General features: G+C 46.6%; 21 protein-coding genes and 1 tRNA gene. 1 reads left to right on the forward strand and 21 read right to left on the reverse strand.

All coding sequences use genetic code 11. The features are described from left to right. Nucleotides 1–6: 6 nt before the first annotated feature. Together nusA and rimP are read right to left on the reverse strand one after the other, a co-directional pair. Entirely contained in the window at nucleotides 7–1,518 is a 1,512-nt protein-coding gene (gene nusA / locus QEO93_RS10020; RefSeq protein WP_032137797.1) for a transcription termination factor NusA, read from the reverse strand. An 18-nt stretch (nucleotides 1,519–1,536) separates the two neighbouring features. Beyond that, entirely contained in the window at nucleotides 1,537–1,974 is a 438-nt protein-coding gene (gene rimP, locus QEO93_RS10025) for a ribosome maturation factor RimP (protein WP_032137796.1), read from the reverse strand. Between the two features lie 272 nt (nucleotides 1,975–2,246). Here rimP and QEO93_RS10030 point away from each other — a divergent pair. Continuing rightward, nucleotides 2,247–2,331, forward strand: a tRNA-Leu gene (locus QEO93_RS10030). 115 nt (nucleotides 2,332–2,446) lie between these two features. On the opposite strand, the gene efp is transcribed toward QEO93_RS10030, so the two are convergent. The 19 genes from efp to rfbB form a co-directional block, all read right to left on the reverse strand. Then, nucleotides 2,447–3,007, reverse strand: coding sequence for an elongation factor P (gene efp, locus QEO93_RS10035; RefSeq protein WP_032137795.1), 561 nt, complete (start codon nucleotides 3,005–3,007; stop codon nucleotides 2,447–2,449). Between the two features lie 271 nt (nucleotides 3,008–3,278). Further along, nucleotides 3,279–4,214 carry a phosphatidate cytidylyltransferase gene (locus QEO93_RS10040; protein ID WP_032137794.1) on the reverse strand — a complete coding sequence of 312 codons (936 nt, stop codon included), beginning with the start codon at nucleotides 4,212–4,214 and terminating at the stop codon, nucleotides 3,279–3,281. Continuing rightward, entirely contained in the window at nucleotides 4,211–4,885 is a 675-nt protein-coding gene (locus tag QEO93_RS10045) for a lysophospholipid acyltransferase family protein (protein WP_032137793.1), read from the reverse strand. Before QEO93_RS10045 ends, QEO93_RS10040 begins: the two co-directional genes overlap by 4 nt. Nucleotides 4,886–5,152: 267 nt before the next feature. Beyond that, nucleotides 5,153–5,653 (reverse strand): cation diffusion facilitator family transporter, encoded by a 501-nt coding sequence (locus QEO93_RS10050; protein WP_081907012.1) that lies wholly within the window; start codon nucleotides 5,651–5,653, stop codon nucleotides 5,153–5,155. Nucleotides 5,654–5,691: 38 nt separating this feature from the next. Next, entirely contained in the window at nucleotides 5,692–6,312 is a 621-nt protein-coding gene (locus tag QEO93_RS10055) for a 7-carboxy-7-deazaguanine synthase QueE (protein ID WP_032137792.1), read from the reverse strand. Then, nucleotides 6,309–6,734 (reverse strand): 6-carboxytetrahydropterin synthase QueD, encoded by a 426-nt coding sequence (gene queD, locus QEO93_RS10060; protein WP_032137791.1) that lies wholly within the window; start codon nucleotides 6,732–6,734, stop codon nucleotides 6,309–6,311. The genes QEO93_RS10055 and queD overlap by 4 nt, the downstream gene beginning before the upstream one ends. Before the next feature lie 64 nt (nucleotides 6,735–6,798). Further along, nucleotides 6,799–7,158, reverse strand: coding sequence for an MmcQ/YjbR family DNA-binding protein (locus QEO93_RS10065; RefSeq protein WP_032137790.1), 360 nt, complete (start codon nucleotides 7,156–7,158; stop codon nucleotides 6,799–6,801). A gap of 239 nt (nucleotides 7,159–7,397) precedes the next feature. Then, on the reverse strand, nucleotides 7,398–8,153 hold the full coding sequence (gene surE, locus QEO93_RS10070) for a 5'/3'-nucleotidase SurE (protein WP_032137789.1): 756 nt from the start codon (nucleotides 8,151–8,153) through the stop codon (nucleotides 7,398–7,400). 32 nt (nucleotides 8,154–8,185) lie between these two features. Beyond that, the gene (locus QEO93_RS10075; RefSeq protein WP_044250394.1) at nucleotides 8,186–8,929 is read right to left on the reverse strand and encodes a tetratricopeptide repeat protein; all 744 of its coding nucleotides are present in this window, start codon (nucleotides 8,927–8,929) and stop codon (nucleotides 8,186–8,188) included. Between the two features lie 7 nt (nucleotides 8,930–8,936). Further along, nucleotides 8,937–9,605 (reverse strand): O-methyltransferase, encoded by a 669-nt coding sequence (locus QEO93_RS10080; protein ID WP_032137788.1) that lies wholly within the window; start codon nucleotides 9,603–9,605, stop codon nucleotides 8,937–8,939. A 162-nt stretch (nucleotides 9,606–9,767) separates the two neighbouring features. Next, complete coding sequence (gene ychF / locus QEO93_RS10085) at nucleotides 9,768–10,859, reverse strand: redox-regulated ATPase YchF (RefSeq protein ID WP_032137787.1); 1,092 nt, start codon at nucleotides 10,857–10,859, stop codon at nucleotides 9,768–9,770. Nucleotides 10,860–10,952: 93 nt separating this feature from the next. Continuing rightward, nucleotides 10,953–11,771, reverse strand: coding sequence for a hypothetical protein (locus QEO93_RS10090; protein ID WP_032137847.1), 819 nt, complete (start codon nucleotides 11,769–11,771; stop codon nucleotides 10,953–10,955). 74 nt (nucleotides 11,772–11,845) lie between these two features. Further along, on the reverse strand, nucleotides 11,846–13,564 hold the full coding sequence (argS, locus tag QEO93_RS10095; RefSeq protein WP_032137786.1) for an arginine--tRNA ligase: 1,719 nt from the start codon (nucleotides 13,562–13,564) through the stop codon (nucleotides 11,846–11,848). 103 nt (nucleotides 13,565–13,667) lie between these two features. Next, on the reverse strand, nucleotides 13,668–14,222 hold the full coding sequence (locus QEO93_RS10100) for a pseudouridine synthase (RefSeq protein ID WP_032137785.1): 555 nt from the start codon (nucleotides 14,220–14,222) through the stop codon (nucleotides 13,668–13,670). 139 nt (nucleotides 14,223–14,361) lie between these two features. Further along, nucleotides 14,362–14,904, reverse strand: a complete 543-nt coding sequence (rfbC, locus tag QEO93_RS10105; protein ID WP_032137784.1) for a dTDP-4-dehydrorhamnose 3,5-epimerase — start codon at nucleotides 14,902–14,904, stop codon at nucleotides 14,362–14,364. 294 nt (nucleotides 14,905–15,198) lie between these two features. After that, a complete protein-coding gene (gene rfbD / locus QEO93_RS10110; protein WP_032137783.1) occupies nucleotides 15,199–16,083 on the reverse strand; it encodes a dTDP-4-dehydrorhamnose reductase in 885 nt (294 codons plus the stop codon). 39 nt (nucleotides 16,084–16,122) lie between these two features. Then, on the reverse strand, nucleotides 16,123–16,530 hold the full coding sequence (locus tag QEO93_RS10115) for a 50S ribosome-binding protein YggL (protein WP_052368822.1): 408 nt from the start codon (nucleotides 16,528–16,530) through the stop codon (nucleotides 16,123–16,125). 54 nt (nucleotides 16,531–16,584) lie between these two features. Beyond that, entirely contained in the window at nucleotides 16,585–17,451 is an 867-nt protein-coding gene (gene rfbA / locus QEO93_RS10120) for a glucose-1-phosphate thymidylyltransferase RfbA (RefSeq protein ID WP_032137782.1), read from the reverse strand. A gap of 151 nt (nucleotides 17,452–17,602) precedes the next feature. Beyond that, the gene (rfbB, locus tag QEO93_RS10125) at nucleotides 17,603–18,670 is read right to left on the reverse strand and encodes a dTDP-glucose 4,6-dehydratase (protein ID WP_032137845.1); all 1,068 of its coding nucleotides are present in this window, start codon (nucleotides 18,668–18,670) and stop codon (nucleotides 17,603–17,605) included. Nucleotides 18,671–18,683 lie beyond the last annotated feature (13 nt).

The following is an 18,683-nucleotide window of genomic DNA, read 5'->3' on the forward strand; positions in this document are numbered from 1 at the left end:
TTATCCTTATTCCGAAGTTTCTGCATTGTCTTCAGAGAACCAGTGAGCGCGCGCAGCCATAATCACTTTTTCCGCTTCTTCAGCCGTTACGCCTGTGATTTCTACCAATTCATCAATCGCCAACTCAGCCAAGTCATCACGCGTGTTGATGTTTGCCTCAGCCAAGTGGCTCAACATATCTTCATCAACGCCTTCTAAATTGCGCAAATCATCAGCCACATTGCTCAATTTTTCTTCTATTTCTTGAGCCGCTTTCAGCAACACTTCACGCGCAGTCGCACGCAAAGATTCTGCTGCTTTTTCACTCACGCCTTCAATTTCTGCCAATTCAGAAGCAGGTACATAAGCGATTTCTTCAATGCTTGTGAAACCTTCTTGTACTAATGCGTTTGCGGTTGCTTCATCAGCATTTAATTGCGTCATAAACAATTCGCGAGCAGCGTTGTCTTCCGCTTCATCGCGTTCTTCTGCTTCTTTCACAGTCATAATGTTCAACTGCAAGCCAGTCAATTCTGCTGCTAAGCGCACGTTTTGACCGCTACGACCAATCGCCAAAGCTAGTTGGTCTTCATTCACAATCACATCAACTGAATTGGTTTCGTCATCAATCACAATGCGGCTCACTTGTGCAGGCGACAGTGCGTTAATCACAAATTGTGCCGTATCTTCGTCCCACAGCACCACGTCAATGCGCTCGCCACCGATTTCGTTAGACACAGCATTCACGCGCGAACCGCGTACACCGATACAAGTGCCTTGTGGGTCGATGCGTTGGTCGTTGGTGTGAACTGCGATTTTGGCACGTTGACCTGGGTCGCGCGCCACTTCACGGATTTCCAAAATGCCATCACGGATTTCAGGCACTTCCAATTCAAACAGTTTTCTCAAAAATTCAGGCGATGAACGCGTCATCATGATTTGTTTGCGACCGCCTGTAAATTCTTCCACTTTCAAGAACAATGCGCGGATTTTGTCGCCGCCACGGAAGTTTTCGCGTGGCAACATTTCTTCGCGTGGAATCAAAGCGTCCAATTTTGGCGCAAGTTCCACAATAATGCCGTGGCGTTCTACACGTTTTACCGTGCCGAGAATCACGTCTTCGCGAATTGCCAAGAAGTTATTTAAGATTTGTTCACGTTCTGCATCACGAATTTTTTGCAGAATAATTTGTTTCGCTGTTTGTGCAGCCTGGCGACCAAACGCTTCATTCGGGATTTCTTCTTCGTAGTAATCGCCTACTTCAATTTGAATACCTGGGATTTCTTCTTGGATTTGCTCAATTGTTTTTTCCAATTCAGGATAGGTGTAGTCCAAATCTTCTACGATTAACCATTTGCGAACGGTAACGTAATCGCCTGTTTCGCGGTTGATACGCACCGCCAAGTTCATTTGTTCGCGGTCAGCTTTTTTGGTTGCCGCAATGCCTAAAGCCGTTTCCAAAGCTTCAAATACCACGTCAATATCTACTCGTTTTTCGCTCGCCAACACTTCAGCAAGTTGCAAAATTTCGCGACTCATTCGGAATTTCTCCTGTGATTAAAATTTAAATTCGGGTTTAATACGCGCTTTGTCCACATTAGACAATTCAATCGCAGCCACTTTGCCGTCAAACGACAAGTGAATGGTTTGCGTTGCTTCATCAAATGAATCGAGACGAGCGATAAAGTTTTTTTGACCGTCCACGGGTAAACGGGTTTTCAATTTAACCATGCTGCCTAAAAAACGCACGAAGTCGCTGGCTTTTTTCAGTGGGCGGTCTAAACCTGGGCTGGAAATTTCTAGGTTTTTGTAGTCCACGTCTTCCACCATAAACACGCGGCTTAAGTGGTTGCTCACTGTGGCGCAATCTTCAACGGTAATGCCGCCTTCTTTGTCGATAAACACGCGCAAAGTGCCTTGTGCAGTTAATTCAAAATCTACCAGTTCGTAGCCCAAACCTGGTAAAGTTGTATCTAAAATATTTTGTACTTCCATGATTTATTTAATTTCTATAGTCTATATAAACAAAAAAATGACCGCTTGGGTCATTTCTCAGGGGTAATTGGGAAATTTGGCGTATTATAACGGTTTCTATTGTTGAAGAAAAGGGTTTTTGCTTTTAAATCAGTGTGGTAATTATTTTCAGGCAGCCTGAAAGAGAAATGAGAAAATTAAATTTTATTTTGAAACAAAATGTTAAATATATTTAAGGTTTGATTAGTTTACAAAAAATAAAACTGCTGTATAATTCGAATCTTTCCAAGCAAGCCCAGGTGGCGAAATTGGTAGACGCAGGGGACTCAAAATCCCCCGCCGCAAGGTGTGTCGGTTCGAGTCCGACCCTGGGCACCAAATCGCTAAAGAGAGTAAGTTTTAAAACTTACTCTCTTTTTTCTTGTATATACTGTATAGCCATATAAAAAAGCAGCCTGAAAAATCTTTCAGGCTGCTTTTTATTTTTTAGCGATTAAGCGCGTTTGCGGAATTCGCCAGTGCGTGTATCGATTTCAATTTTGTCGCCGTTTTCAACGTAAGACATCACTTGGATTTCAGTACCGCCTACCAAACGCGCAGTTTTCATCACTTTACCAGAAGTATCGCCTTTAACAGCAGGTTCAGTGTATTCTACTTCGCGAACGATGATAGTTGGCAATTCAACAGAGATTGGGTTGCCTTCGTAGAATGTCACTTCGCAGTCGTCTTCCATACCATCAACGATGAATTGCAATGCGTCGCCGATGTTTTCTGCTTCGATTTCGTATTGGTTGAACTCGTCGTCCATGAATACGTACATTGGGTCTGCAAAGTAGCTGTATTTGCAGTTTTTGCGAGACAAGATGATTACGTCAAATTTGTCGTCTGCTTTTACGATGGTTTCGCTGTTTGCGCCAGTCAGCAAGTTTTTCAATTTCAAGCTTACTTTAGCTGATGAACGACCGCCTTTGATGTATTCGGTTTTTTGCACAACCATAGGGTCGCTGCCAATCATAAATACGTTGCCTGAGCGCAATTCTTGTGCTGTTTTCATTGTGTTTCTTTCAATAAAAGGGGTGGATGTAAAACGCGCAATTTTAACGCAATTTTGTTTTTTGAGAAAGAGTAAACGCAGCCTGAAATCTTTGTAAAACCAAGAAATATTTATTTGGTAGAGACAAGGTTTATCCTTGTCCAATTTTTAACCTGCTGAAATTTTTATTTTTTCTGAAAATAGCAAAAGGACAGGGATAAACCCTGCCCCTACTAAATGGCAGTTTGCATAAATTTTAGTCTGAAAAATAGTTTTCAGGCTGCGTTTGGTTTCATGTCCAATAATAACGAATCAAGTGGAAGAAAATCGGTGCGGCAAAACACAAACTGTCCACACGGTCTAATACATTGCCTGCGCCGCGCGTGGTGTCTTTGCCCCAATGGCGAACGTCAACGCTGCGTTTGATTTGACGCATGACGTTGCTACCAAAAAAGCCAACGGTACTTAACACTGTGCCCACCATAGCAGCCTGAAACGGATTAAACGGTGTAATCCAATACAGACACATTGCCAAAATAGTCGCCACCAAAATGCTGAGAATAGCGCCCATTGGCACGGAACGATTACCTTGTTTGCCGCCTGTGTGTCGCCATAGATAGTAAATAATATCGCCTGTATGCACGACGACAAGCATAAACAAAACAAGCAAAATGTGATAACCCTCAAAGCCTTTAATTGGCAAACTCATCAGCGCAGGGACGTGCGATAGGCAGTAAACCGTTATCATCAAGCCCCATTGCAATTTGGCGGTGCGGTCAAAGAAATGCGCGGTTTCGCCTGATAATTGCACGATAATTGGCAGCAATAAAAAGGCGTACACGGGAATCAGAATGGTGAACATGCTGAACCAGTTAATCGACACGAAATAGTATTGCAGCGGCAGCAAAATATAAAAACACGTTGCAACGGCGTTGTGGTCGCCGCGATGTCGGTAGATTTGGGTCATAAATTCGCGTAGGGCGGCAAACGATGCGACAAATGTGAGGGCAATCATACCGCCGCGCCCAAACCATGAGGCAACGAGCAAAATCAGCGAGGTCGTCCACCACATATAAACGCGTGCTTGGTATTGTTTTAACAGGGGCGGACGTGCGCCGTTGTGGCGTTTTTCCCACCATTTTCCCAGCAGAGCGGCAATGCCGAGCAAAATGAAAATGCCAAAAAACACCATGCCTGCTAACACGGGTAAGTAGAAACCTGAATTCATACTGTCCCCTCCTTATATTGTACTTTTTTCTCTGGTGGTACTAAATCCAACATGGCTGTGCGCGCGCGTTGCAAGAAATCGTCTTTGGATTCTTCAGGCTGCAAAAAGAGTTCGTTGCCGATATGCACATCGCAGAGCATGGGAACGGGGACGAGTTTGCCTTTTGGTAAGACTTGTTTGATGTTGTCAATCCAAATGGGGACGAAGCCGATTTCGGGGTTGGCTTTTGCCAAGTGGTAAATACCACTTTTGAAGGGCAGTAGCAAAATATCGTCGCTGGTGTTGCGTGTGCCTTCGGGAAAGATAATCAGCGATGAATTTTCGTTAATCGCGTCTGACATTTGTTTGGTGATGGATTTGGGGTCGTTGCCGTTGCGCATAATCAGCAAGCCATTGAAAACGCGGTTGCTGATGAAACGGCGGAATTTGCCTTTGAGCCAATAATCTGCGCCTGCAACGGGGCGAGCCATGGTGCGCCAGCGTTTGGGCAGGGAAATCCACACCATCACAAAATCGCCGTGGCTGTTGTGGTTGGCAAAATAGACTTTTTTTTCTGTGGCAAAGGGAATATCGCCGTCAAATTTGGGGCGTATGCCTGTGATGAATGCCACAAACAAATATAAACCGCCACGGAAAAGTTTGGCGGCGATGTTGAGTAACTTGGTTTTCATTTTGTTTGGAAAGGTTAAGAAATAATAAGATTGTAGCGGATTTATGCAGCCTGAAACAGCTTTAACTTGATAACTATAGTGAATTAAAATAAAAATGAGACAAGGCGACAACGTCCGCCGTGTGCGAATAGCACATAAGGACGTTGGCAACGCTGTATCATTGCGATTTTAATTCACTATATTTGATAAGGGTTAAACTTTTCAGGCTGCTTTTGAGTACACGATAAAACACGTCATTAGTAGGGTGTGCCACGCGCACCAAAATCTTCAGGCAGCCTGAAATATTGATTTGATTAAAAAAATAGTGCGCGGGGTACACCCTACGGAAAAACTGTTGTGTGCTATCAGGCAGCCTGAAAAATCAATGTTCATGCACATGGTCGCAAGCGGCGTGTTCACAAGCAAACCCAACACTGCCACAACCAGCATCGCCGTGCTGGAAACTGTCACGGGTTTAAACGCCCGAATAATGACTTCAACAATAATCCACGCTGCCATAATAACGAGCGTTAAGCCATTGAGTGCCGCCGCTAAAATTTCCACGCGCTGATAGCCGAAACTCTTTTGCGAATTGGCGGCTTTTTCTGCCCATTTAAACGCGAGCAAAGCTAATGCTAATGAAGCTGCGTCCGAAAGCAATGCCAAGCTGTTGCTTAACCAGCCAGCGGCGGCTTCTACCAGCATGAAACTTGCAATCACGGCAAAGGAAATCAGCAGGATTTTTTTGTTTTCTGTGTGGTGGTCGTGAGAATGGTTGTGGGCGGACATGGTATTTCCTTGTGTGGAGTTTTCAGGCTGCCTGAAAGTTATTCAATGCCACATAGTTTATGAGTTTGAATGCTGAGTTGCCAGTGGGGTGTATTGCTGCGCTCGTTGAGTTTGCCAAGCAAAGTGATGGTTTCGAGTAGGTTCATTTTGCCGTTGATTTCACACGGGGAGAGGTAGTAGCGGTCGGCTTGAATTTTTTGTTCGACTTGGTGGCAGAAGGTTTCTGTTTCTTCGCTATCGACGACTATTCGGACTTCGTGGGCTTTTTTGATGCAGTTTTTTTCATAGGCTTGGGCGTATAAACGCTTTGGGCTGGTAGCGATGTAGTCGATTTGCGGCGGTACGTCTTTCAGCCCGTTGGTTTCTATTGCGATGTAGTAGTTTTCTGCTTTGAGTTGGTCTAGCAAGGTTTCTATTTGGGGTTGTATGGTGGGTTCGCCGCCTGTGATGATGATGTTTTTTGCTGTGAAACCATGTACTTTGTCCAAAATATGCGACAAGCTCATTGTGCCAAATTCGTTGTAGTTGGTGTCGCACCAATGGCAGGCGAGGTTGCATTTGCCAAAGCGAATGAAAATGCTGGGCATACCTGTGTTGTAGCCTTCGCCTTGCAGGGTTTCAAAAATTTCGACGATTCTGTAGGTGGGCTGGTGTGTCATTCGCTGTACTCGCAGTATGAGGTTGGGGTTTCCCATAGGCGGACGAGGGAAATGGGGAGCTGGGCTTGGGTTTTTAATACGTTGTAGATGTGGCGTGTCATTTCTTCGGCGGTGGTGCGTGTGGGAATGCCGTAGGTTTTGGAGTTGAGTTGATTGAGTAACTGGGCGACTTGGCTTTCGCGCTCGCTAGTGGTGTCGTAGATAAAGGCGTGGTCCATCTTGTCCAGAATGTGGGTTTTGACTTGGGCTTTTAGGTCGGCGAAATCCATTACCATGCCTTTTTTTGCGCCTGTTTCATGCAGACTGCCTGTGATTTCGACTTGTAAGATGTAGGTGTGTCCGTGGAGGTTTTGGCATTTGCCGTCGTGTCCGTCTAGCATGTGTGCCATATCAAAGCTGAATTCTTTGGCGGTTTTAAACATTGTGTTCCTTTGTGGGTTTGGGGATTTTCAGGCTGCCTGAAGATTTTGGTGCGCGGGGCGCACCCTACTGGGTTTGTGCAAAACTGGTTTTCAGTAAATCTAAGATTTGGTTTTCAGGCAGCGTGTTGTCTAATCGGACGCTGAGCCAGTGTTTTTTGTTCATGTGATACGCTGGGGCGAAGCCGTGTTGTCCGCTTAATTGGGTTATCCATTCGGGCGGCAATTTTACGTTGATGATGTCGAGTTCGTCCACATCGCTTAAGCTGATTTGGCTGCCTGAAACGCGCATGATGATGGCGAACCATTTGCGGTTACTGCTGTGGCGATATACGGCGTAATCGGGGTGTTTTGTCCAAAGGTATTCGGGTTCTGTGCCGTATTGGTTGGCGATGTGTTGGGTAAGCCATTCTCTTTGGGTGGGCATGGGTTGTTCCTTTTTGCAGCTTTTTATAGTTAATGCACTTATCTTTATAATACTGCGTTACCAACGCCCTTATGTACTATGCGTACACGGCGAGCGTTGTCGCCTTGTCTTAAAAATAATTGCATCAACTATAGTACATGACAATTTTTATTTTGGAGCGTCGGCGGCTCGCCGACGCTCCATTTTGTGTCGTGTATTAAATGGCAGCCTGAAAAGTTTTTCAGGCTGCATTTTGTTTTTTAAAGCTCTAAATCGTGCCAAAAATGGTTGAGTTCATGCAGTTGGTTGTAGGCGGTCAGGTCGATTTGTAGCGGCGTCATGCTGATGTAGCCTGCTTCGCAAGCGGCGAAATCGGTGTCGCTTTCAAAATCGGCGATGTCGCCTGCGGGTCCTATCCAATAGATGTCGCTGCCGCGTGGGTCGGTGCTGTGGATAACGTTTTGTATATGGTGGCGTCGTCCTAAGCGTGTGATTTTGTGTCCTTGCAGTTTTTCAGGCTGCACCGCGGGAATGTTGATGTTCCAGAGGATTGGGTTGCGCGGCGGCTGGCTGAGTAGGTGGCGCAAAGTTGCCCATACAGCACGTTCTACGGTGTTGCTGTATTGGCTGAAGTGGTTGCTGTTGAGCGAGAAGGCTACGGCTGGAATACCCATGAGATAGGCTTCGGTGGCGGCGGCGACTGTGCCTGAATAGAGGGTGTCGTCGCCCATGTTTGCGCCGTGGTTTACGCCTGATAACACTAGGTCGGGTTTGAAATCTTTGAGGGCGTGTAAGCCGATGTGTATGCAGTCGGTGGGTGTGCCGTTCACATAATAGAAGCCGTTTTCTGCGCTGCGGATTTTGAGGGGGGTTTCTAGTGTGAGAGAGTTGCTGACGCCGCTTTTGTTGCTTTCGGGAGCAACGACGCGGACGTTGGCAAATTCGCCTGCAATTCGGGCGAGTAGGGCGATGCCTTGGGATAGGTAACCGTCGTCGTTTGAAATGAGAATGTTCATGGGATTACTTTCTTGATTTGAGGGTTTTCAGGCTACTTTTTGGATTTGTCGGCGAGCCGCCGACGCTCCATTTTGGGGTATTTGGTTAATTTGGTTTGGGCGCGTTTGGCTGCGCTGCTGTTGGGATAACTGCGTTGCAGGTTGCGCCATGTGTCTTTGGCGATGTCTTGCTGTTGAATTTTCCATTGGCATTCGCCTACGCTATACAAGGCTTCGGCGGCGGTGTTGCTGCCTGAAAATCGGGTGGCGTAGCGTTGCCCGATATTGATGACGCTTTGGCAGTTGTTGAGTTTTTGGTGGCTTTGCAGCAATAAATACATGGCTTGCTGTGCGGTGTGGCTGCCGTCGCCGCCTGAGTCTGCGTCGTGCAGGGTTTGGGTGGCGGCGCGGTAATCGCCTTTTTTATATTGCTGCTGGGCGGTTTCTAGTAGGTTTACGAGTGGGTCGGATAGGGTGATGGTGGGTTGCGCGGCGGTTCTTTGGGTTTGGGGTTTGGATTGCTTTTTTGTGGGCTGCTGGGCCACTGGACGTTTTTCTAGCTGGTGCACGCGGGTTTGTAGCTGCTCTACTTTTTGCTCAAGTTTGGCGACTTGCATGGCAAGCTGTTCGTATTCTTCTTGGTGCGAGGGTGTGGGATAGGGAATTGAGGCTTCGGGCTTTTCTTCTTCGTAAACAGGGGTAGGCGTTTGGGTTTTCAGGCTGCTATTTGGGGCGATTGTGTTACATGCGCTTAGGCTGAATGCGATGAGTGTGGGGAGTAGGGTTTTGGTTTGCATGATGTTTTTATTTTTTTAGGATTAGGGTTAAGCCGTCGCCTAGCGGCACGGTGAGTGTGACGATTCTTGGGTCTTGGGCTAATTCGGCATTGAATTGGCGCAAAATAGCGTGGCTGGCTGGGCTATTTTCGCTAACGGGGTTGATGATTCGTCCGTTAAGCAAAATGTTGTCAATGGCGATGATGCCGCCGCTTCTGATGAGTTTCAGGCTGCGGTGATAGTAATGCGGGGTAGGAGGTTTGTCGGCATCGATGAAAATCATGTCAAAACTATTTGCTGCGCCGTTGGCAAGCATTTCGTCCATCGTGATGATGGCGGGCTGTAGGTGCAGCGTGATTTTGTGGGACACGCCTGCGCGTTGCCAGTTTTGCTGTGCGATGTCGGTAAAGGTTACGTTGATGTCGCAGCAGGTGATTTTGGCGGTTTCAGGCAGCGCGAGTGCCATGGCGGTGCTGCTGTAGCCTGTGAATGTGCCAATTTCTAGGTAGTTTTCTACGCGCATGAGTCGTGCAAGCCATGTCAGCAAGGCGGCTTGTTCGGGGGCGATTGCCATTTTGCCCAGTCGGTGCGACTCGGTTTCTTGGCGCATTTGAGCGAGAATAGGGTGTTCGGGTTCACTGATTTGATGGAGATATTGGAGGAGTTCGGGGGTGAATTGTGGGGCGTGAACGGTCATTTTTCAGGCTGCGAAGTTTGTGGGTAAAAAATTAAAACAATATTAGGATAAAGTTTCAGGCTGCATTTGTGAGATAAAACGCAGCCTGAAAATATAATGTTAAATTCAAATCAAAACAAGGCAATAATACGCGTAGTACTGATTTGAAAACCATTTGTTATATTACACATTAAACAAGAAATGAATCACATCTCCGTCTTGTACAATATATTCCTTGCCTTCCGCGCGCATTTTACCCGCTTCTTTCGCTTTTGCCTCGCCGCCCAGTGCAATAAAATCATCATAAGCAATCACTTGCGCACGAATAAAGCCGCGTTCAAAATCCGTGTGAATCACGCCAGCCGCTTGCGGAGCGGTGTCGCCTTTGTGGATTGTCCACGCGCGAACTTCTTTCACGCCAGCCGTGAAATACGTTTGCAAGCCAAGCAAGTCATAACCAGCACGAATCAAGCGGTTCAAGCCTGGTTCTTCCAAGCCCATTTCCGCTAAAAATTCCACTTTCTCGTCTGCGTCTAATTCCGCAATTTCGTTTTCTATTGCCGCGCAAACTGCCACCACAGGCGCATTTTCTTTCGCTGCTAATTCTTGCAAACGCGCCAAATGCGGATTATTTTCAAAGCCGTCTTCTGACACATTGCCGACATACATCGCAGGTTTAGCCGTCAATAAAAACAATGGTTTAATCAACGCCATTTCTTCTTTATCCAAGCCAAACGAGCGAACAGGTTTACCTTCATTCAAATGCGGCAACAATTTTTCCAAAATCGCCACCAATTTTTGCGCGTCTTTATCGCCAGCTTTTGCACGTTTGCCCTCACGCAAAACCGCTTTTTCCACGCTCGCCAAATCCGCCAACGCCAATTCTGTGCCAATCGTTTCAATGTCCGCGATTGGGTCCACTTTGCCCGCAACGTGGATAATATTATCGTCATCAAAACAACGTACTACGTTCACAATCGCATCTGTTTCTCGGATATTTGCCAAGAATTGGTTGCCTAAACCTTCGCCTTTGCTTGCGCCCGCCACCAAGCCAGCGATGTCTACAAATTCCACGATTGCAGGCTGCATTTTTTGTGGATTGACGATTTTCGCTAATTCCGCCATGCGTGGGTCAGGCACTTCCACGATGCCGACATTTGGCTCAATCGTGCAGAATGGGTAGTTTGCTGCTTCAATACCAGATTGCGTTAAAGCGTTGAAAAGAGTAGATTTTCCGACATTTGGTAAACCAACGATGCCACATTTTAAGCTCATAAAAACTTCTTTCGTCTGTCAAAATTCAAAGGCGCGATTTTAACATAAAAGGCAGCCTGAAAACTTTTCAGGCTGCGGCCTTATATCAATTATTCAATAATCTATATCCGATAATGGATAATTTTTCGGTGCAACATATTGCCCTTTTGCCGCATTAAACGGCACAACATAGGCTTGATTGCGATATGTTTTGCTGCCTAATTTCCCCGACAAAGTCAGTTGAAGCGGATAAAAACCGCCCACCGTTTTCCCATTTGGCAAAATTTTCAGGCTGCTTTCCGCGCTTTTCAATTTCCGCATACATTTACGACGCTCCGCCACAGTAGGCGTATCACCTTCGCTGGGCGCATATTCACAATCCGCGCCATACGCACCCGTATCATCAATGTTTGCGCCCAACCAACTTGCGCCAATTTTTCTGCCGCCATCGTGCGCCAAAATCACATAATGGCTGCCTGAATGCCCCTGATGAACATCGCTGTGCGTGGTTAAAAAGCCCCATTTGTCTTTGCCAAATTCACGGAACGACCACTTTGATTTTGCAGGCGCAGTCCCAAATGAACCCACCGTATTGTTTGGCGACGCTGCCACCAATTCCCAATCATTCGCCGCTTTTTCGCGCAACACAAACACGCCAGCCGAACCCGAAGCCGCGTGAACTGGCTCTTCTTTCCACTCGTCCGTATTCACAAAATTGCCACCGAACAATAAATACATCAGCTTGCCTTGCAACGTGGTACGCGTTTCCGTTTTCAAAACGCGCATACAATAAGTGCCGTCTTCCGTTTCCGCGATACGGCATTTCAATTTATTTGAATAGTTTGGATAAAATTTCTGCACGATTTGCGCCGAAGTTTGCGCGTAAACCGTTGAAGTGGCGAATAATAATCCCATTAGTAAAATACGGTTCATAAAAGTTTCCTTTCGTTTTTCAGGCTGCAAATACACAAAAAGCAGCCTGAAAAAACTTTCAGGCTGCCAAAAAATTACATCACATCAAGCGTTTCAATCCCCAACAAAGCCAAACCCTGCTGCATCGTCGCGCCAGTCAATTTCGCCAACTGCAAACGACTATCGCGCACATCGCCTTCCGCTTTCAAAATCGGACACGCTTCATAGAAACGGCTAAACAACGCCGCCAACTGATACAAATAGTTCGCCAAATAATGTGGGAAAGACGTTTCCGCCACGCTTTGCAACACATCTTCAAATTTCAGCAATTCCACCGCAAGCTGTTGTTCCAAAGGCTCTTGCAACACAATCGCAGCCTGAACATTCCAATCGCCTGCTTTTTTGAACACACTTTGCACGCGCGTGTAAGCATATTGCAAATAAGGCGCAGTATTGCCTTCAAACGACAACATATTTTCCCAATCAAACACATAATCGCTGTTACGGTTTTTGCTCAAATCCGCATATTTCACCGCACCAATGCCGACTGCGTGAGCGATTTTCGCCGCCGTTTCTGCGGACAATTCAGGATTTTTCTCTTTCACCAACGCCAACGCGCGTTCCACCGCTTCGTCCAACAATTCCACCAATTTCACCGTGTCGCCCGAGCGCGTTTTGAACGGTTTACCATCTTTGCCCATCATCGTGCCAAAGCCAATATGTTCTGCCGACACGTTTTCAGGCAGCCAACCAGCCTTGCGCGAAACCGTAAACATTTGTTGGAAGTGCAAAGACTGACGCGCATCAACCACATAAATAATGCGGTCTGCGTGCAACTGGCTCACACGATAGCGCACGCACGCCAAATCCGTTGTGGAATACAAGAAACCACCGTCTTTTTTCTGCACGATAAACGGCGCAGGTTCATCATCTTTGTTGGCAAACTCGTCCAAAAACACCACTTTTGTGCCGTTATCGTCCACTGCCAAGCCTTGCTCAGTCAGTTTGTCCACCACGTTTTTCAAATCATCGTTGTATTTAGATTCGCCAGCCACATCATCGCGTTGCAGCAGCAAACCCAATTTGCGATAAACCGCTTCGGCGTGGTTCAAAGAAATGTCCACAAATTGACGCCATAACGCTAACACGTTTTCATCGCCGCCTTGCAGTTTCACCACATAATCACGCGCGGTGTTGGCAAAGTTTTCGTCTTCATCAAAACGCACTTTCGCGTTGCGATAGAACTGTTCCAAGTCCGCCAATTCAAAAGTGGCATTGTCTTTTTGCTGCTCAACCATATAGGCAACGAGCATACCGAACTGTGTCCCCCAGTCGCCAACGTGGTTTTGGCGGACAACTTTGTGTCCCAAAAAGCCCAATACACGCGCAATGCTGTCGCCGATGATGGAAGAACGCAAGTGTCCAACGTGCATCTCTTTTGCCAAGTTTGGCGATGAATAGTCAATCACAACGGTTTTCGGTGTCGCGGCTTGTTCTACGCCCAAGTGGTCGTTTTTCAGGCTGCCTGAAAGTTTTTCTGCCAAAAATGCTGGCGACAGGCGCAAGTTGATGAAGCCTGGTCCTGCGACTTCAGCTGTGGCAATCACGCCTTTGCCTTGCAATTCTTCTGCGACTTTTTGTGCCAATTCGCGTGGGTTTTGTTTGCTGGCTTTGGCTGCGCCCATTACGCCGTTTACTTGGAAATCGCCGAATTTTGGGTCTTTGGCGGGTTGCAAGGCGATGTTGTTGCCTGCGATGCCTGCGGCTGCAAAGGCTTGTTCAATTTGTTGGGTTAAGGTTTGTTGTAGTTTCATAGTATCTTCAATAAATAGACATTTTGCGATTGTGTCGGATACGAGTATCCGACCTACGGGTTTTCACGTTTTCAGGCTGCAATTGAATTGGCAGCCTGAAAATTTACGGTAAAGTTTGGCACTCTTGCCATTTGCCCAATTCCAGTCCCAAATCAAACAGATTCACGCGACCAATGCCGACACGAATCAGTCGTAAACAAGGGAAACCTGCTTTGGCAGTCATCCGCCTGACTTGCCTGTTTTTGCCTTCGCGAATTTGAATTTGCGCCCAGAAATCGGGAACGGTTTTGCGTTCGCGAATAGGGGGATTGCGTTGCCAGATTTTCGCCACTTCGTCTGCGCTTAACACGCGAACTTGTGCGGGCTGCGCGATAAAATCGCCCAAATCTAGCGGTTGCTCCAAAAGTGCGAGTTTGGCTTCGTCGGGCGTGCCTTCTAGCTGCGCCCAATAGGTTTTGGTGACTTTGTTGCGTGGGTCGGCAATTCGGGCTTGTTGTTTGCCGTCGTCGGTGAGTAGAAGCAAACCTTCGCTGTCGGTGTCCAATCGTCCTGCTGGGTAAACATTGGGAACGGGGACAAATTCTTTCAGGCTGCGATGTTTTTCGTGCGCTGAAAATTGGCAAATCACGCCATAGGGTTTGTTGAGTGCGATAAGCATATTTTGATATTTTGGCGGAAAAAACGAAAGGTTAATTATAGCACTAGCAAGGTTTTCAGGTTGCCTGAAAATACAATCCCTTTGTTATTATCAATTATAAAAAAGCAGCCTGAAAAATCATTTTCAGGCTGCTTTTTGTTTATTCAAATGTAACCGCTTCGGCTAACACTTTGCCAGCCAAATCTTTTGGTGACAAATTCGGTTCGCCGTCTAATTGCCAATCAATGCCAACAGTTGGGTCGTTCCAAATCAGCGAATGTTCCGCGTTTGGGTTGTAATAATCCGTGCATTTATACACAAATTCCGCGCTGTCGCTCAACACATAAAAACCATGCGCGAAACCTTCAGGCACCCACAGTTGTCGTTTGTTTTCATCAGACAGAACCTCTGCGACCCATTGCCCGAAAGTCGGCGAACTTTTACGTATATCCACCGCTACATCTAAAACGCTGCCTGAAACCACGCGAACCAATTTGCCTTGTGTGTTTTCCGTTTGGTAATGCAAACCGCGCAATACGCCTTTGCTGGATTTGCTGTGATTTTCTTGCACAAACATGCGGTCGGCGACGTTTTCGCGAAACCAGTTATCGCGGAATGTTTCCATAAAAAAACCGCGTGAATCGCCAAATACTTTGGGTTCTAATAATTTTACTTCGGGGATTTTGGTGTCGATGATATTCATATTTTCTTTCTCGTAGATCAGATTCTTGAATCCGATATTTTCTATAAATCAATGTATTTTTTGACTAATTAGCCCATTTCATACAGGATAGTAAATGATATTACGTTGCGCGATAGGTCTTTTGCTCGGTCATTATTGGATAAGCTCGATAGTTATTCTAATTCCGTAATATCAGCAGCTTGACTTCCGAATGTTTCGGGCGTTTCAGCGGTGGACTGGTTCTAAATCAGGTGCAACTGGCGCGGAAGTAAGCTGCTTTTTTACGCGTATTATTTGCAAGATTATCTATATTTTTCAGGCTGCCTGAACGTAATCTTTCAAGTTTAACAATGCCTTACGCCAATCGCTAGGCGCAATCCCAAAAGCAGCTTGCACTTTGCCGCAATCCAAACGCGAATTGGCAGGGCGCACCGCAGGGGTAGGGTAATCTGCAGTTGTGATGGCGTTGATCGTAGGCGATTTGGCTAACACACCTTGCGCCGCTGCTTGTGTGAAAATCTCGCTGGCGAAACCGTGCCACGAAACATAAGGGCTGCCTGAAAAATGGTACACACCAAATTTTTCGCTATCTTGTTGATTAGCAAGCTGTGCCGCCATCGCAATCAACGCCGCCGCGATGTCGCCAGCATAAGTCGGGCTGCCGAATTGGTTGGCAACCACGCCCAACGTGTCGCGGCTTGCGCCCAAACGCAGCATGGTTTTCACAAAATTGTTGCCGTGTTCGCCAAACACCCACGCGGTTCGCAAAATAATGTGTCGCGTGCAGGCAGCCTGAACGGCTTGTTCGCCAGCCAATTTGCTTTTGCCGTAAGTGCTTTGCGGTGCGACTGGGTCGGTTTCGCGGTAGGCGGTTTCGCCTTTGCCGTCAAATACATAGTCTGTGGAAATGTGCAAGACGATTGCGCCAACTTCTTGCGCGGCAAGGGCGAGATTTTCCGCGCCTGTGCAGTTAATCGCGTGGGCTAAATCGGGTTCGCTTTCGGCTTTGTCCACAGCCGTGTGGGCGGCGGCGTTGATGATGATGTCGGGGCGGAATGTTCGCGCTGCCTGAAAAACAGCTTCGCGGTTGGTAATGTCTAGCGCGGCGCGGTCGGCGGCGAAAATGTCGGCTTTGCCTTGTAATTGCGCGACTAATTGGCTGCCGACTTGTCCGTTTGCGCCCGTGATTAAGTATTTCATTTTTTTTGGGTTTCCTTTGGTTTTCAGGCTGCCTGAAATTTATTTGTGAATATGTGGATAAATTTCGTAGGCTGACACATCGCCATAATAAGCATTAAATAAATCGCTTGATACCAACTGCGCGACATCGTACCGTTTCATTAACCAGTTGATTATCAAATCTTTATCTTGCAGCGTTAAAGTTCGCTTGTGGTCAAAAATCAATTCAAAATCGCCATTTTCTAAATGAATACTGCCGCCCATGTGAATTTTATGATTTTCAATAAAATCAATAAGATTATCCATAAACAAAGTCGTTGATTTTGTATTATGAAATTTAGGCAGCAGCGCACCTTTTACGCTGAAATCTAGGCAAGTAAATTCGCCTAAATGAAATTTTTTGCGTTGGCGAGAATTAAGTTTTTTCAATCGGTGGTTGCTAATTGAGCGATGATAAATGGGCATCATTAAACTTTCTTTTGCGTTTCAGGCTGCCTGAAATCATCAAGCAGCCTGAAAATATTATTGATTAACCAAGCGCAACAAATACTGCCCATATTCATTTTTCTTCATCGGCTCGGCTAATGCGCGGATTTTGTCAGACGATAACCAACCATTGCGCCACGCAATCTCTTCCAAACACGCCACTTGCAGATTTTGCACATTCTGAATCGTGCGAACAAACGCCGCCGCATCGTGCAAACTTTCATGCGTGCCTGTGTCCAACCACGCAAAACCGCGCCCCAAAACCTGCACATTCAGGCTGCCGTCTTGCAAATACATCTCGTTGAGCGTGGTAATTTCCAATTCGCCACGCGCAGACGGTTTGACCTGTTTCGCCATTTCCACAACGCGATTATCGTAAAAATACAAGCCTGTAACGGCGTAATCCGATTTCGGTTTAGACGGTTTTTCTTCAATAGACAAAGCGCATTGGTTTTCGTCAAATTCCACTACGCCAAAGCGTTCAGGGTCTTTCACTTGGTAGGCGAATACGGTTGCGCCGTGCTTGCGTTCTGTGGCGGTTTTGAGCATTTGCGTAAACGATTGACCATAAAAAATATTGTCGCCCAACACCAAACACACGCTGTCATCGCCAATAAATTCTTCGCCAATCAAAAACGCTTGCGCTAAACCGTCAGGGCGGGGCTGAATCGCGTATTGAATATTCACGCCAAAATCGCTGCCATTGCCCAATAATCGCCGAAAACTGGCGTTGTCTTCGGGCGTAGTAATCACAAGCATATCGCGGATTTCTGCGAGCATCAGCGTAGAAATCGGGTAATAAATCATCGGTTTATCATAAACAGGCAAAAGCTGTTTAGACGTGCCGCGTGTAATCGGATAAAGGCGAGTGCCGCTACCGCCTGCTAATACGATGCCCTTCATGTGATTTCTCCTGTTTTGTTGTGGATAGTTTTCAGGCTGCCTGAAATGTTAATTGTAGGGTGAATTTTATCCATCAAATCTTTTGATATTCAAGGAATTGGTGGTAAAACCCACCCTACAAAGTTTATTTAATTTCAGGCAGCCTGAAAGTTTATTTCCCTAAGCCTAAACGCTCTAATTGATACGAACCGTCCAACACGCGATTACACCATTCGCGGTTTGCCAAATACCATTTAACGGTTTTGCGAATGCCTGTTTCAAATGTTTCTTGCGGTTTCCAACCCAATTCGCGTTCAATTTTGCGTGCGTCAATCGCGTAACGAACGTCATGCCCTGCGCGGTCGGTAACGTGCGTAATCAAATCAGCATAATGCGCCACGCATTGCGGTTTGTTTGGCGCAAGTTCTTCTAATAATTGGCAAATGGTTTGCACGACTGAAATATTGGTTTTCTCGTTGAAACCGCCGATGTTGTAGGTTTCACCGATTTCGCCGCGTGTGACCACTTGATACAAAGCGCGAGCGTGGTCTTCCACATACAACCAGTCGCGGATTTGCAAGCCGTTGCCGTAAACAGGTAATGGTTTGCCGTTCAATGCGTTCAAAATCATCAACGGAATCAATTTTTCAGGGAAATGGAAGCAGCCATAATTGTTTGAGCAGTTGGTAACAATCGTAGGCAAGCCATAAGTGCGTAACCATGCGCGGACTAAATGGTCGCTGCTGGCTTTGCTGGCGGAATACGGCGAACTTGGCGCGTAAGGCGTGGTTTCCGTGAATAAATCATCTGTGCCGTGCAAATCGCCATAGACTTCATCGGTGGAAATGTGATGAAAACGGAATTTTGCGCGTTTTTCAGGCTGCATGGTTTGCCAATATTTTCGCGCTGCTTCCAATAATGTGAATGTGCCGATGATATTGGTTTGGATAAATTTGCCTGCGCTGTCAATACTGCGGTCTACATGGCTTTCAGCGGCTAGGTGCATCACGGCATCGGGTTGATGTTGTGCAAACACGCGGTCTAATTCGGCGCGGTCGCAAATGTCCACTTGCTCAAACACATAACGCGAGCTGCCTGAAACACTGGCAAGGTTTTCCAAATTGCCTGCGTAAGTGAGTTTGTCTAAATTGACTACGCTGTCTGGCGTGTCGTTGATGATGTGGCGGATGACCGCAGAGCCGATAAAGCCTGCGCCGCCTGTTACTAGGATTTTCATAATAGGTCGTGTGGGC

It is taken from the genome of Kingella negevensis (genome assembly GCF_030177895.1).
GTDB lineage: Bacteria > Pseudomonadota > Gammaproteobacteria > Burkholderiales > Neisseriaceae > Kingella_C > Kingella_C negevensis.